The sequence below is a fragment of the Streptomyces seoulensis genome, from assembly GCF_022846655.1.
Classification (GTDB): Bacteria; Actinomycetota; Actinomycetes; order Streptomycetales; family Streptomycetaceae; genus Streptomyces.
Window position 1 is genome coordinate 3706785 of the sequence record NZ_AP025667.1, and the last position, 14506, is coordinate 3721290.

Annotated in this window: 11 protein-coding genes; 4 read left to right on the plus strand and 7 right to left on the minus strand. The window is 70.8% G+C overall.

Annotation, left to right across the window (positions count from 1 at the left end):
* Window positions 1–39 precede the first annotated feature (39 nt).
* Window positions 40–1212 (minus strand): glutathione-independent formaldehyde dehydrogenase, encoded by a 1173-nt coding sequence (locus tag HEK131_RS17075; RefSeq protein ID WP_244335951.1) that lies wholly within the window; start codon window positions 1210–1212, stop codon window positions 40–42.
* A gap of 317 nt (window positions 1213–1529) precedes the next feature.
* Window positions 1530–2639, minus strand: a complete 1110-nt coding sequence (locus HEK131_RS17080) for a hypothetical protein (RefSeq protein ID WP_244335952.1) — start codon at window positions 2637–2639, stop codon at window positions 1530–1532.
* A gap of 157 nt (window positions 2640–2796) precedes the next feature.
* Between HEK131_RS17080 and uvrA the strand changes: the two genes are divergently transcribed.
* Window positions 2797–5283, plus strand: coding sequence for an excinuclease ABC subunit UvrA (uvrA, locus tag HEK131_RS17085; protein WP_244335953.1), 2487 nt, complete (start codon window positions 2797–2799; stop codon window positions 5281–5283).
* Window positions 5284–5406: 123 nt separating this feature from the next.
* Here the strand turns inward: uvrA and HEK131_RS17090 are convergent, their stop codons facing one another.
* The 4 genes from HEK131_RS17090 to HEK131_RS17105 form a co-directional block, all read right to left on the minus strand.
* A complete protein-coding gene (locus HEK131_RS17090; RefSeq protein WP_244335954.1) occupies window positions 5407–5973 on the minus strand; it encodes a type 1 glutamine amidotransferase domain-containing protein in 567 nt (188 codons plus the stop codon).
* 79 nt (window positions 5974–6052) lie between these two features.
* Window positions 6053–6502, minus strand: coding sequence for a DUF1931 family protein (locus HEK131_RS17095; protein WP_244335955.1), 450 nt, complete (start codon window positions 6500–6502; stop codon window positions 6053–6055).
* A 216-nt stretch (window positions 6503–6718) separates the two neighbouring features.
* Window positions 6719–7564, minus strand: a complete 846-nt coding sequence (locus tag HEK131_RS17100; protein ID WP_244335956.1) for an aldo/keto reductase — start codon at window positions 7562–7564, stop codon at window positions 6719–6721.
* Between the two features lie 103 nt (window positions 7565–7667).
* Entirely contained in the window at window positions 7668–8855 is a 1188-nt protein-coding gene (locus tag HEK131_RS17105; RefSeq protein WP_244335957.1) for an MFS transporter, read from the minus strand.
* 118 nt (window positions 8856–8973) lie between these two features.
* On the opposite strand from HEK131_RS17105, the gene HEK131_RS17110 reads away from it, so the two are divergent.
* Complete coding sequence (locus tag HEK131_RS17110) at window positions 8974–9864, plus strand: LysR family transcriptional regulator (protein ID WP_244335958.1); 891 nt, start codon at window positions 8974–8976, stop codon at window positions 9862–9864.
* 52 nt (window positions 9865–9916) lie between these two features.
* Here HEK131_RS17110 and HEK131_RS17115 read toward each other — a convergent pair whose 3' ends face one another.
* Window positions 9917–11545 (minus strand): PucR family transcriptional regulator, encoded by a 1629-nt coding sequence (locus tag HEK131_RS17115; RefSeq protein ID WP_244335959.1) that lies wholly within the window; start codon window positions 11543–11545, stop codon window positions 9917–9919.
* 438 nt (window positions 11546–11983) lie between these two features.
* On the opposite strand from HEK131_RS17115, the gene dnaK reads away from it, so the two are divergent.
* Both dnaK and grpE read left to right on the plus strand, forming a co-directional pair.
* Window positions 11984–13885, plus strand: coding sequence for a molecular chaperone DnaK (gene dnaK, locus HEK131_RS17120; protein ID WP_244335960.1), 1902 nt, complete (start codon window positions 11984–11986; stop codon window positions 13883–13885).
* 8 nt (window positions 13886–13893) lie between these two features.
* The gene (grpE, locus tag HEK131_RS17125; RefSeq protein WP_244335961.1) at window positions 13894–14502 is read left to right on the plus strand and encodes a nucleotide exchange factor GrpE; all 609 of its coding nucleotides are present in this window, start codon (window positions 13894–13896) and stop codon (window positions 14500–14502) included.
* Window positions 14503–14506: the final 4 nt, after the last annotated feature.

Genomic DNA, 14506 nt, shown 5'->3' on the forward strand with positions numbered 1-14506 from the left:
CGAGCCACCGACTTTCCGGACACGGCCTAGGACCACTTACTACCTGTGGCCGTTTCCGCGTCCGTTCGGATGCAGGACCACCTTGGTCCAGCCCTCGTCACGGGCATCGAAGTGCTCGTAGGCGGTGGGGGCCTGATCCAGGCCGAGTTCCTGGGAGACGACGAAGCTCGGATGCGCCTTCCCACCGGCGATCAGGTCGCGTAGCGCCCGGTTGTACCTCTTCACCGGCGCCTGCCCCGTGCCCATGTGCTGGCCCTTGAACCACATCATGCCGAAGTCGAGCGGAACCTTGCCGTGCGCCTCCAGCTCCCCCTGGGCCTCGGCACCACCGGGGTCTTCGGGCAGGAACACGCCCACCACGCCGATGTCGCCCGTGAATCTGACCGAGTCGATCAGTCCGTTGAGTGTGAGGCTGGCGTCCTCGTGACCCTCGGGGTCGTGGGCCTGGTAGCCGACGCACTCACAGCCGTTGTCGGCGCCGAGACCCAGGGTGGCCTCCTTGACGACATCCGCCGGGTTGTGCTCCGCGGTGTTGATCGGGATGGCCCCGATCTCCTCCGCCTTGCGCAACCGATCGGGCTGGTGGTCGGCCACCCAGACGCGCCCGGCACCCTTGAGGAGGGCGGAGTAGGCCGCCATCAGCCCGACGGGGCCGGCCCCGAGGACGATGGTCTGGTCACCCGGTTTGACATGGGCCATCTCGGTGGCGTGATAGCCGGTAGGGAAGATGTCGGCGAGCATCACGTAGTCGGTCTGCCGGTCGGCGGCGTCCTCGCCCAGACGCAGCGCGTTGAAGTCGCCGTAGGGTACGCGCAACAGCTCCGCCTGGCCGCCCTGGTAGGGGCCCATGTCGGCGAATCCGTAGGCGGCTCCGGCGAGGGCCGGTTCCGGTTGCATGGTCAGGCAGTAATTGGTGAGACCTTGCTCGCACTGCTTGCAGAAGCCGCAGGCGATGTTGAAGGGCAGGACCACGTACTCACCGACCTGGACCTTGCGGACGGCCGGGCCGACTTCCACGACCTGGCCCATGTTCTCGTGTCCCAGGGTGCGGCCGGACTCGAACGAGGTGCGACCCTCGTACATGTGAAGATCCGAACCGCAGATGTTGGTGGAGGTGATCTTGACGATGATGTCGCAGGGGTGTTCGATCTTCGCGTCCGGTACGTCCTTCACCGTGACCGTTCGCGGTCCCTCATATACCGCTGCTTTCATGATGACTTCCCTCGGTGCCCCGGCATGGCCGCGGCACGACGGTGAGGAGACAGAGCACAGAGCCGGCTCCCGAAAGTCTTGACCGCGAGGGCCCCATGGCTCCGGCACGTCTCTGCGGGCCGTTCACCCGGATCGGGCGGAGCGGTGGTGCCGCCGCCGACCCGCCAGACGGAACGTCTGCGCTCCGGCGGCGCGTTGTCCGGGTCCCCGTCGGCCCCGACGCGAAACCCCCGCGCGCCAACGGATCAACGGAGTCTCCAGGCGTGACGCCCATGAAACGACGGCACATCTCCGACTTGAGTCACCAGTTAGTCGCCCTAGTCGTCCTGCAACGCGCTACGGCGTTCCTGTTCGCGCTTGGAGAAGGCGGCCGCCCGGACCGCCTCGTCGCTCTCCAAGCCCGACCCCAGCGCGCCGCCCACGGTGGCGACCGAGGCGACGAACCAGGACAGCGTCCAGTAGTCCGCGGCGTGCAGCGGAGCTCGTGTCATGGAAGCGAACACTCGGTCGTTGAGGATGAACAGCGCCCACAGCAGGTTGATGACCATCAAACCCACGTAGCAGACCAACACCCCGATACCCACGGTCGCGATCGTCGAGGCGTTGTAGAGGCCCGTCCTCATCCTCTCCTCCGGCGAGGCGTCCGTGGACCGATGCCACAGTTCCGCGTCCACGATCAGCCAGCCGATCATGAGCGCGACAGATCCGACCATGGCGATCACGAGGCGTGGCACGCTCAGGGACTCGGCCAGGCTCCAGACAGTGGAGTTCACGGTGGCGACGGCTCCCGTGGCGAGTGCGGCCGCCAGGGCCTTCGACAGTCCAGGCACCAACCGCCACGGTCGGTTGGCGCGGACCATTCCGCCGAGAATCCTCAGGTAGCCGCGCGGGCCGCTGACGACGTACCGAAGATCAGTGGTCTCCTCCTCACCGACGTGGGCCCGGTGGACAGGCGCAAGAGGACCGACGAAGCGTCCCAGCGGCTGACTCGACGGTGGTCCCTCTGCCCCGGTGGCCGTCCGGCCCGCCAAACTCAGCACGGCTTCTTCCACGGCCTGCCGGGCTCTCGTCTGCAGCCGCAGGCCGCCCAGAGGAGGAAGGGACAGCAACGCCAGACCATGCTCGTGATCCAGATCCACAACGAGCTTGTGCCCGTTTGCGTGCAGCGGAAGGTCGGTGAGGGCCACGACGATGTCCCAGTTCTCCGTCCTCGCGCGGTCCATGATCCGGCGCATCAAGGTGGGCGGGTCCTCGGTCCCCGCGGTGAAGGGCTCACTGACCACCTGAACATCGAACCGTCGCCCCTCCCCCGACTTCTCGGCGAGCCGAGCGGGAAGTGCGCGGGCGATGCGCTGCGCGATCTCCGTCGGCGCATCCGGATCCGCCAGGAGAGCCACGACCGTAACGCCCTGGGACGACACCCGCATGACTCCTTCACGTCGGCTGCCCCCGCGATCGCACGTGCCCACAGGATGCCTGCGAGGCACGGCCGACGCCGCGTGACACGCTGACCCCCGCCGGCACGGTCCCGCACCCGAGAAGACACAGCGCGCGGTTCCCGGCGCGATCGGGTAATCAGGAAAGGTGGACAAAGACGCGACCGACCCCTTCGTCCATGTCCGGGGTGCCTGTGAGAACAACCTGCGGAACGTCGACGTCGACGTTCCACGGGACGCGATGGTCGCCTTCACCGGCGTCTCCGGTTCGGGCAAGTCCTCGCTCGCGTTCGGCACGCTCTACGCGGAGGCCCAGCGACGCTACTTCGAGTCCGTGGCACCGTACGCCCGGAGGCTGTTGCAGCAGGTCGGCGCGCCGCACGTGGAGGAGATCACCGGACTGCCTCCCGCCGTGGCCCTGCAGCAGCGACGCGGATCGCCCAGCTCACGCTCGACCGTCGGCACCATCACCACGCTGTCCAATCTGCTGCGCATCCTGTACTCCCGCGCCGGAACCTATCCGCCCGGGGCCGCACGGATGGACGCCGAGTGGTTCTCCCCCAACACCGCGGCCGGCGCCTGCCCCCACTGCCACGGACTGGGCGTCGTGCACGACGTCGCCGAGGACCTACTCGTCCCGGACCCCTCGCTGAGCATCCGCGAGGGCGCGATCGCCGCCTGGCCGGGCGCCTGGCAGGGTGCCAACCTGCGCAGTGTCGTGAACGGCCTGGGGATCGACATCGACCGGCCGTGGCGCAGGCTGAGGAAGAAGGACCGGGACTGGCTCCTGTACACGGACGAGCAGCCCTCCGTGTACATCGAGCCGGAGGAGGACCGCGTCGACTACGGCTACGAGGGGAAGTTCTGGAGCGCCCGCAAGCACGTCATGCACGTCCTCGCCGACTCCAAGAGCGAGAGGATGCGCGAACGGGCGCTCCGGTTCGTCAGGAGCGTGCCCTGCCCCGAGTGCCACGGCAGCGGACTGCGGCCCGAGGCGCTCGCCGTGACCTTCGCCGGCCATTCCATCGCCGAGATCAACGCGATGCCGCTCACCGAGGTCGTGGCGCTGCTGCGACCCGTCGCGGGGCGGTCCGAGGCCGACGCCACCACGTCGACCGCCCGGTCCGGGGAGACGACCGAGGTCGCGGTCCGGATCTGTGGCGATCTGGTCGCGCGGATCGACGTACTGCTCGACCTGGGCCTCGGATATCTCAGCCTCGGGCGCCGCTCGACGACCCTGTCGCCCGGCGAGGCGCAGCGCCTGCGGATCGCCAGCCAGCTCCGCTCGGGGCTGTTCGGCGTCGTCTACGTCCTCGACGAACCCTCCGCCGGCCTGCACCCGGCTGACGCGGAACCGCTGCTGGACGTGCTGGACCGCCTCAAGGCGACGGGCAACTCGCTGTTCGTCGTGGAGCACGACATGGACGTCGTACGGCGGGCGGACTGGGTGGTCGACATCGGCCCCGGCGCGGGTGAGGGCGGCGGACGCGTGCTGTACAGCGGTCCGGTCGCCGGTCTTGAGCGGGTCGGGGAGTCGGCCACGGGCCAGTATCTGTCCGGGCGCGCCCAGCCTCTCGACCACCACCCGCGCACACCGCACGGCTGGCTGCACCTGAGCGGCGTCTCCCGCCACAATCTGCGCGACGTGTCCGTGGAGGTACCGCTGTGCGTGCTGACGGCGGTGACGGGCGTGTCCGGTTCCGGAAAGTCGACGCTGGTGACTCAGGTGCTCGCCGAGGTCGTCCGCGGCCACCTCGGACTCGTACCCGAGGAGCCCGACGAGGCGCGGCTGGAGGTCGACGTCCAGGACGCGTCGGGGGTCGAATCGTTCGACCGGCTGGTCCTGGTCGACCAACGGCCCATCGGCCGGACTCCCCGGTCCAACCTAGCCACGTACACGGGGATGTTCGACGCGGTGCGCAAGCTGTACGCGGCGACGGACGAGGCCAGGGCGCGCGGCTACTCGGCCGGGCGGTTCTCCTTCAACGTGCCCGAAGGGCGGTGCGAGACCTGCCAGGGCGAAGGATTCGTCGCGGTGGAGCTGCTGTTCCTGCCCGGCACCTACGCACCGTGCCCGACCTGCGCGGGCGCCCGCTACAACGCCGAAACGCTGGAAGTCACCTACCGGGGCAAGAACATCGCGGAAGTCCTGGCGCTGTCCGTCGACGCCGCCGCCGAGTTCCTGGCCGCCGTCCCGGCCGCCTCCCGCAGTCTGGAGACGCTGCGCGAGGTGGGACTCGGGTACCTGCGGCTGGGCCAGCCCGCGACGGAACTCAGCGGTGGTGAGGCGCAACGCATCAAACTGGCCACCGAACTGCAGCGAGCCCGGCGCGGGCACGCGCTCTATCTGCTCGACGAGCCGACGGCGGGGCTGCACCCCTCGGACATCGCGCTGCTGCTACGACAGCTCCACCGGCTCGTCGACGCCGGCAACACGGTCGTCCTCGTCGAGCACGACCTGGACACGATCGCCACCGCCGACTGGGTCATCGACCTCGGGCCGGGCGGCGGCGACGCGGGCGGGCGGGTCGTCGCGGCCGGGCGGCCGGCCAAGGTGGCGAAAGCCCGCCGCAGCGCCACCGGCCCTCACCTCGCGGCCCGGCTTGCGCGCCGCCACCGGGGGAACGACTCGTAGACCCTGCCCACGGTCCGTACGCGAAAGACGTGTCCCGCGACGGAGAACCGGTACGGCCCCGGAGCCGCATGCCGTCGACCGCGCGGCGTGCCCGCTCCCACCGCTGACGGCGAGGCCGCCGGGTCAGCCGGGAACCGGGTGGTGCGCCCTGGCGAACTGCTCCACGATGGTCGCGCAGAAGGCGGGCAGGTCGGCCGGGCCACGGCTGGTGATCAGCTGCCCGTCGACGACCACCTCCTGGTCGGCGACGACCTCCGCGCCGGCGTTGCGCAGATCGGTGCGGATGCTGGGCCAGGACGTCAGCCGGCGGCCGCGCACGGCGTCCGCCTCCACCAGGGTCCACGGGCCGTGGCAGATCGATGCAACCGGTTTCCCGCCGGCCATGAAGTCCTTGACGAACCGCACCGCGTCGCGGTCCATGCGCAGCTGGTCGGGGTTCATGGTGCCGCCGGGCAGGAGCAAGGCGTCGTAGTCGCCGACGGAGGCGTCGGCGACCAGACGGTCGACGGGGAAGGTTCCGGCCGCGTTGAGGTCGAACTGCCGGGCCTGGATCTCACCCGGGTGGAGCGAGAGGATCTCGGTCTTGGCCCCCGCGCCCTGTAGCGCACCGCGCGGCAGGTCGAGCTCCACGCGCTCGACACCGTCGGTGGCGAGAATCGCCACCCGCATCCCCTGCAGTTCCTGTGTCATGTTCGGCTCCCTTCACTTCCTGGCCCGCCCCCGTCCGGCATCTCGGTTCGGTCCGGCGACATGCACCGGGGCGCGACTCCTACAGCAGCCGGTCGAACACCGCGGTCACGCCCTCCCAGTGGTTGGTCTGCGGGTTCTTGACATCCGGGTACATGATTTCGAACGTCTCGGCGAGTGCGACGCTGAGACCACCGATGATCTCGGGGTAGCGCTCTTCGGTCTCCTGGGTGGGTGTCCTGTCGAGGGGAGGGTGCGTGGCGAGCTGTTCCAGGATCGGCTTCAGCTCGACCTCCTCGTCGAGCCGCCGGAACCTGTGGATGCTCTCCTGGAGGCCCTTGGTGATCGGCAGATCCCACGGTTCGACGGTATCCCTGCCGTTGGCCTTGGCCGAGGCCTGGCCGACGACCATGAGGTCGTAGAGCTTGGCGTCGACGAAGTCGCCGTACCGCTTCAGGTCGTTCTTGTCCATGTCGAGGCTTGCGGCGGCGCGGAAGAACCTCTGGAACTTCGGCACACCCATCACAGTCATGCTCAACTCGCCTCCTCGCCGGGAACGGACGGCGTCAGTCGCTCCCGCCCGCGCCGCCATCGGCTGTCACCCGGTCGACGTTCGCAGAGCCCCCTGCCGAGCGCCTCCGCACCCCAGGCCGAAAATGGGAGCCCCCTTTTCCCCCGGCAGAGCAGCATGAACGGCGCAGGCATCCCCATCCCGACGACGGAGCGGGCGCTCCGCCTGTCAGCTCCTTCAGAGCATCTCCAGGGGCGTGGGCCCGCCGGGCGGCGGGAACGCCTCGTCGAGGGCGTCGAGCGCCTCGGCGGGAAGGTGGAGGTCCATCGCGCCGCGGTTCTCCCGAACGTGGTCGGGAGAACCGGAGCGCGGGATCGCGGCCACCCCCTGTGCCAGCACCCAGGCGAGTGCCACCTGGGTCGGTGTGGCTCCGAGGGCCCGGGCCACGGCACCCAGAGCGTCGACCTTCAGCAGCCGCCCCTGCTCGACCGGTGAGTAGGCCATGACCGGCACCCCGGCCTCGCGGCACCAGGGGAGCAGATCCCACTCGATGCCGCGCCGGGAGAGGTTGTACAGCACCTGATCGACGGTCACGGCGTCGCCGCCGGGGAGGGCGGTCAGCGTCACCATTTCGGCGACGTCCAGATTGCTCACGCCCCAGGCACGGATCTTCCCGGCCTCCATCAGGTCGGTGAATCCCGCGAGGGTCTCCTCCAGTGGCCACCGTCCCCGCCAGTGCAGCAGGTAGAGGTCCAGCTGTTCCGTACCAAGCCGCCGCAGGCTGCCCTCGCAGGCGGCGACGGTGCCCTTCCGGTCGGCGTGCCCGGGAAGCACCTTGCTGACGAGGAAGACCTCCTTCCGGCGTCCCCGCAGGGCTTCCCCGACGAGCTCCTCGGCTGCGCCGTCGCCGTACATCTCCGCCGTGTCGACGACGGTCATGCCCAGGTCCACGCCCAGCCGCAGCGCGGCGATCTCCTGTTCACGCCGGGCCGGTTCCTCACCCAGATACCAGGTGCCCTGCCCGAGCGCCGCGACCTCCTCCCCGGAGGGGAGCGTTATCGTTCTGGCCGGCTCCGCAGACATCTCGGGCCTCCTGTCTGGCGTGGATCCACGTCACGTGCGCCCGCACCGAGTGCCCACGTCCGCGCCACCCAGACGACCGGTGGCGAATGGCTCCGCAGGGAGGTCAGGAGGGCCGAGCGGACTGCGCCGAGAGCGGGCCGGGGCCGGGTGAGCGGTCACGCGACGCGACGGCGACCGACACGGCGGCGCCACAGGAGAGGACCGCCGCGAAGCCGATCATCGCTGTCTGCACGGCGAAATGCCGCAGGGCGATGCTGAACAGGACGGAGGGCACGCCCATTCCCAGGTACGCGACGACGAAGAACACGGCGAGTACCCCCGCGCGTGAGGCGGGCGCGGCCACTGAGACGGCACGTTCGACGCCTCCCTTGAACAGCAGCCCGGAGCCGACTCCCGACAGGGACACGGCGACCAGGTAGAGCCAGAGCGCCGGGTGGTGGAGAGCGACGGCGCACAGGACCAGGCCGACCGGGAAGACCACTGCCCCCACGGTCAGGAGCCGGGTCAGTGGGAGTCGGCCCAGGACCAGCTGGGCGGCAGCCGCCGAACCGAACATGAGGAAGGCCGCCAGGCCGACCACGAGGTGCGAGTCGGTGTGCAGGGTGCCGTGGAGCACGCTCGCCCCGAGGGAAGAGATCAGGCCGAGGATCGCGAAGGCGAAGGCGCCCAGCGCGCCGGCCGCGCCGAACGTCCGCCGGCCGCCGGGGACCAGGACGAACCTGCTGGGCGGTTCGGCCGCGGGCAGCTCCCGATCCACCGTCTCAGGGGTGGACAGCACCAGCGCCAGGCACACCGCCATCGCGAGCGAGAAGATCGCCTGGGTGGTGATCAGGGGCGTCGGAAGCCATTCGGCGACGGCTCCGGCGACCAGGGGGCCCGCGGCCAGGCCGCCGAGGTTGGCGGCTGTGGCCACGATGCCGGGCAGCGCCGAATCCGTCCGTTCCGGACGGGCCTCGTGGTGGAGGTCGTGCAGGTACGTCGTCGCGGTCGAGGCCATCAGCCCCAGTCCGACACCGTTCAGGATCCTGCCCGCGATCAGCCCCGGCAGGTCCCGCCACGCGATCAGTACGACCGACGCGACGATGCCGACCAGCAGTGCCGGGACGATGACGCGCCGTCGGCCGAGCCGGTCCGACAGGTGCCCCAGTCCGAGGAAGGCGGCCGCCGCGCCCACGACCATCGAGGCGTACGCCACCGTGACCGTGGTCGCGCCGAAGTGGTCCCGGGCCTCGGACAGCGGCCACAGCGGGGTGGGCGCGGTACCGAAGGCCATCAGCACGGTGAAGGCCACCGCCACGAACCAGAAGCCGGTCGTGTGCGAGGCGCGGCGCGGCGCGCGGGCGCGGGGCGGCAGGCCGGCGGGAGCGGGTGCCGGGATCCGGTGGGTCGGTTCGTCGGGAGCGTCGGCGGTGGGACTACGTCAGCTGGAACACTTCATCGCGGTCGCCGAGGAGCTGAGCTTCACGCGTGCCGCTCGTCGGCTGCACGTGGTGCAGTCCGGGGTGTCCGCCGCGATCCGCTCCCTGGAGCGCGAACTCGGCTGCACGCTGTTCGAGCGCACGTCGCAGCAGGTCCGGCTCACCGGCGCGGGTGCGGCGCTGCTGCCGGAGGCCCGGGCCACCCTGCACGCCGCCCAGGCGGCCCAGGACGCCGTGCGCGCCGCACAGGACACGGTGCGCGGCACGGTGAACGTGGGCGCCATGGCCTCGGTCGAGGTGGTGGACCTGCCCGCGCTCCTCGGGCAGTTGCACGCGCGGCATCCGGCGATCGACGTCCGGCTGCGGCTGGCGACGACCGGATCGGCGGGACTTTCGCACGCGCTGCTCAGCGGGGACCTGGACGTGGCCTTCCTGTCGCTGCCCGAGCACAAACCCGCCGGGATCGACGCACGGGAGCTGGCCACCGTGCCGCTCGTCCTGGTGGTGAGCGCCGCCCATCCGCTCGCTCAGCGGGGGGAGGTGGCACTCGCGGACCTCGCGGCAGAGCCCTTCGTGGACTTCCCGCCGGGCTACGGCAACCGCGAGGTGGTCGACCGGGCGTTCGCCGGGGCGGGCGTCGTGCGCCGGGTGGCCCTGGAAGTGCCCGACATCGACATGGGGGCCGCGCTGGTCCGGCACGGACTGGGCATCGCCTTCCTGCCCGCGTTCGCCGTTGCCCGCACCCCCGGCCTGCACGTCCTGGACGTCCACGGCACCGGGCTCCGCTGGAGCATGCATCTCGGCACGTCGTCGACCCGGCGGCCCAGCTCCGCCCTGCGGGCCCTGCTCGACCTGGTCGACCGCCACGTCATCGCGCTGTGAGGCCCTGCAGCGGCCCGGGCGTCACCCGCTCGCGCGACATGCCGGTTGGGCATCAGCCGGGACCGCCCAGCACGATCTTCCACACGCGGGTGGCCACTTGAAGGTTGAGCCGGTCCTCGACGTTCGCGAGGTCGTGACCGCTGATGTCGCGGATGCGCTGGAGCCGATAGCGCAGCGTGCTGCGGTGGATCGCGAGGGACTCGGCGCTCTCGTCGTAGTTGCCGCCGCAGTCGAAGTACCGGGACAGGGTCTCCACCATCGCCCCGTGGTGCCGGAAGTCGTAGTCGATGAGCTGCCCGAGCCACTCCTGGACGAACATCTCCAGTTCCCGGTAGTCGTTGCCAGGCCCCAGGATGCGGTAGAGGCCGAGCTCGTCGAAGAACGTCGTGCCGTAGCGCTCGCGGGAGTGGCGGCGCACTTCCAGGGCGCGCTGAGCCTCCTGGTAGTGGTGGGGGATGTCGGCCAGGGAGTCGCAAGGGGCGCTCACCCCGACCGCCCCGGACCGTGTCCCGGTCGCCCGGGCGAGCGCCTCGTACAACGCGCGGGCGGGCGGTCTGTCGTCGGCGACCAGGACCACGTGGTCGGACCGTCGGGTCAGCAGCGAGCGCATGCCAACGGCCGAGGCCGCCCGTCCCACGGTCTGCGCGAAGGAGTCGTCCACGGTCCGGTCGGGCCACCGCACCACGACGATGTAGTGGCCGCGGCGCAGGTCGTGTCCGACTGCCTCGGACCGGGCGTAGGCGCTCGCCTCGTCCGTCCCCGCCAGGAGGTCGTCGACCAGTTCGCGGTGCAGCCTCAGCTCGACTTCGGCCAGATCGCGCAGGTGCGTCAGCTCCGGGGCGAGCGACGCGGCGGCGTGTTCCAGCGCGAGCACGGTGTGCTCGTCGGCCTGGTCCCGGGCATCGACCAGGGCCAGCACGCCCAGGACCTCGCCGTGCGGGCGTACCAGGACGACCAGCCGGTCCTTTATCCGCACCGGTCCGGCCTGACGGGCGACGGCGTGCAGCATCTCGTCCTGGCGCCCGGGGTCCGGTTCGGGATACGGGTCGGGGCGGCCGGGGCCGGTCCAGGACCTCAGCCGGCCGAAGCGGTCCTCGAACAGCGCGGGGAGTCCGGTGAGCCGGTGCAGTGCGCGGGTGACGGCCTCCTCGCCGCCGCTCGAGGCAGCGACCTCGGCCATGATCGTGTGAATGGCCCGCTGGTACTCCAGGTCGGCCACGACGGAGATCAACTGCCGCTGGAGGGCTGCGCGTTCGTCCCTCAGCCGGTGCAGCTCCAGCGCGTCCTCGCGGCGGCGGCGGCGTGCGACGGCGACGGACAGTGCGGCAGCGGTGTGCCGGACGAGCGTGGCGAGCAGGGACCGCTCGGCCTCGGTGGGCCGGGAGCGGGACGTCACCACGAGGTAGCCGTGGAGTCCCTCGAGTCCGCGTAGCCCGAGAGCCCGGCCCCAGGGCCTGCCGGGTACGGTCACGGGGCCGTCCTGCCCGGCCAGCTCCCGCACCCTTCGGCCCACGGCCGAGGCGTGCGTCTGTCCGTTCCCCGAGATGCGGACCAGGTCGCCGCCCACCTCGAGGTATCCGGCCTCGGCACGGTATGGCCCCGCTGCGGCCATGTGGTCCGTGGCCAGACGCAGGATCTCGCCCTCGTCCGGGGTGTCGAACATGGCACGGGAGAGCGTCATGAGGTCGCGGAAGGCATGGTCGGCCCGGGTGCGGGCGGGTGTGCGGGGCCGTGTGCGCGCACCCCGGGCACGCCGGGCGCTGCCTCGCGGAAGGCTGCTCGCCCGGTCCGGGGTGTGGTGGTGGAGGCTGTGCATGCGACCGCCGGCCATGGGATCACTCCGTTCTCCCTGAGTCTTCAGGGAGGCGAGAGGTACGCCGCGTACCCGCTCCCCCACGGCTTACCCGAGATGTCCGCACTCTTTCTCTCGTACTCGTGGAGCGACCGGAGCCGTGCATTCCTGACTCGCCAGGCGCAGGCGTGGAGCCACCCGCATCGTCACCCTGGGGAGTGTCCGAGACCCTGCGTGCGCACCGAAGGGAAACCGACGGAGGTCCCCCCTCCTGCACGAACGTGATCCGGAGAGTCGACGCGGGCGCCGTACCGGGAGGAGTTCCTCATGGCCAAGGCAGTGGGCATCGACCTGGGCACCACCAACTCGGTGATCGCCGTGTGGGAGGGCGGCGAGCCGTCCGTGGTGCCCAACAGCGAGGGCAACCGCACGACACCGTCCGTGGTGGCCTTCACCGACACCGGGGAACGTCTGGTGGGCCAGCTGGCCCGGCGCCAGGCGATCCTCAATCCCAAGGGCACCATCTACTCGGCCAAGCGGTTCATCGGCCGGCACTTCGACGAGATCTCCGAAGAGGCCAGGGCGGTGGCGTACGACGTCGTCGAGGGCGAGGGCGGGGCGGCCCGCATCAAGGTGCGCGACAAGCTGTACGCGCCTGAGGAGATCAGCGCACAGGTGCTCCGCAAACTCGCTGACGACGCCTCCAAGCAGCTCGGGGAGCGGGTCACGGAGGCGGTCATCACGGTGCCCGCCTACTTCAACGACGCTCAGCGCACCGCCACCAAGGACGCCGGGCGGATCGCCGGACTGGAGGTGCTGCGGATCATCAACGAGCCCACGGCGGCCGCCCTCGCGTACGGCATGGACAAGAAGGAGCACGAGACCGTCCTCGTCTTCGACCTGGGTGGCGGCACCTTCGACGTGAGCATCCTCGACGTCGGCGACGGGGTGGTGGAGGTGCGCTCCACCGCCGGGGACAGCCACCTGGGCGGCGACGACTTCGACCGGCGCCTGGTGGATCACCTCGCGGACGGCTTCCAGAAGGAGAACGGCATCGACCTGCGCAAGGACCCGCAGGCGCTGCAACGACTGTTCGAGGCAGCGGAGAAGGCCAAGACCGAGCTGAGTTCGGTGACGCAGACGCAGGTCAGCCTGCCGTTCATCACCGCCGACGCCGCCGGGCCCAAGCATCTCACCGCCTCGATCATGCGGTCCACGTTCGAGCAGATCACCGGCGACCTGGTGGAGCGCTGCCTGGGGCCGGTACAGCAGGCCATGGCCGACGCCAAGGTCGGCGAGAGCGACATCGACGAGGTCATCCTCGTCGGCGGTTCCACCCGCATCCCCGCTGTCCAGGCTCTGGTCCGCCGACTGACCGGCGGCAAGGAACCCAACATGAGCGTCAACCCCGACGAGGTCGTGGCCCTGGGCGCCGCGATCCAGGCCGGGGTGCTCAAGGGCGAGGTCAAGGACGTCCTGCTGCTCGACGTCACCCCCTTGTCGCTGGGCGTGGAGACGCGCGGCGGAGTGATGACCAAGATCATCGATCGGAACACCACCATCCCGGTGCGCCGCAGCGAGACCTTCTCCACCGCCGAGGACAACCAGCCCGCCGTCGATGTGGTGGTCCTCCAGGGCGAGCGCGAACGGGCCGCCGACAACCGCGTGCTGGGCCGGTTCCAGCTCACCGACATCCGGCCGGCGCCGCGGGGCGAACCGCAGGTCGAGGTTACCTTCGACATCGACGCCAACGGCATCCTCGACGTCAAGGCCCGCGACCGGGACACCGGCAAGGAACAGGGCATCACCATCAGCGAGAGCTCCAACCTGGACCGCGGTGAGGTCGAACGCATGGTCCAGGAGGCCGAGCGCAACCAGGGCCAGGACCAGGCACTCCGCGAGGCGGTCGACGCCCGCAACGAACTGGACGCCGTCGCGTATCAGGTCGAGAAGCGTCTCGCCGAACTGGGCGACGCGGCGCCCGCGCACGAGAAGGCACGCGCGGAGATGCTCGTGTCCGACGCCCGGGCGGCGGTCAAGGAGGAGGCGGGCGTGGAGCGTGTGCGGCCTCTGACCTCCGAACTGCAGCAGGTGCTGGCCGGGCTGGCAGCCCATCAGGGCGGAGCATCCCCGGGTGGCGGTCCCGGCCAGGACGCCGCCACCGGCGGTCCCGCGAGTGGCGGTGGCGGTGACGATGATGTCATCGACGCCGAGTTCGACAAGGGCTGAGGCGCGCCATGCCCAGCCACCCCCAGGAACCCGGCCGCGCCGCCTCGGATCCGGTCGAAACGGCCCCACAAGACGCCGGACGCCCACCTCACGGGGATCTGCCCCGACCGGGCCCACCCCGGCCCGAGGCGGCGAACGGCGAACCGGGAACCGACGCCGCCGGTCCCCCGCCCGCCGAGGACGAGTACACGACCGCGATCCAGGAACTGGAGGACCGCTGGCGGCGCGCACTCGCCGATCTCGACAACCTTCGCAAGCGTCACGCCAGGGAACTTGAGCGGGAGCGGACCGTGGAGCGTTCCCGGACGGCCGCCTCCTTCCTCCCCGTCCTGGACAATCTCGAGCTGGCCCTGACCCATGCCGGCGCCGATCCGGGCGCGATCGTGGAGGGCGTACAGGCCGTACGCGACCAGGCGGTGAACGTCCTCGAACTGCTCGGCTACCCCCGGCACGCCGAGAACGGCGTCGCCTTCGACCCGGCCCGGCACGAGGTGGTCGGAGTCGTCGAGGACCCCGACGCCCCGCCGGGTACCGTCGTCGAGGTGCTGCGCCCCGGCTACGGGGACGGTGAACGGCAGCTCAGGCCCGCCTCCGTGACGGTCGCGAAGCGGGAGTGAACGG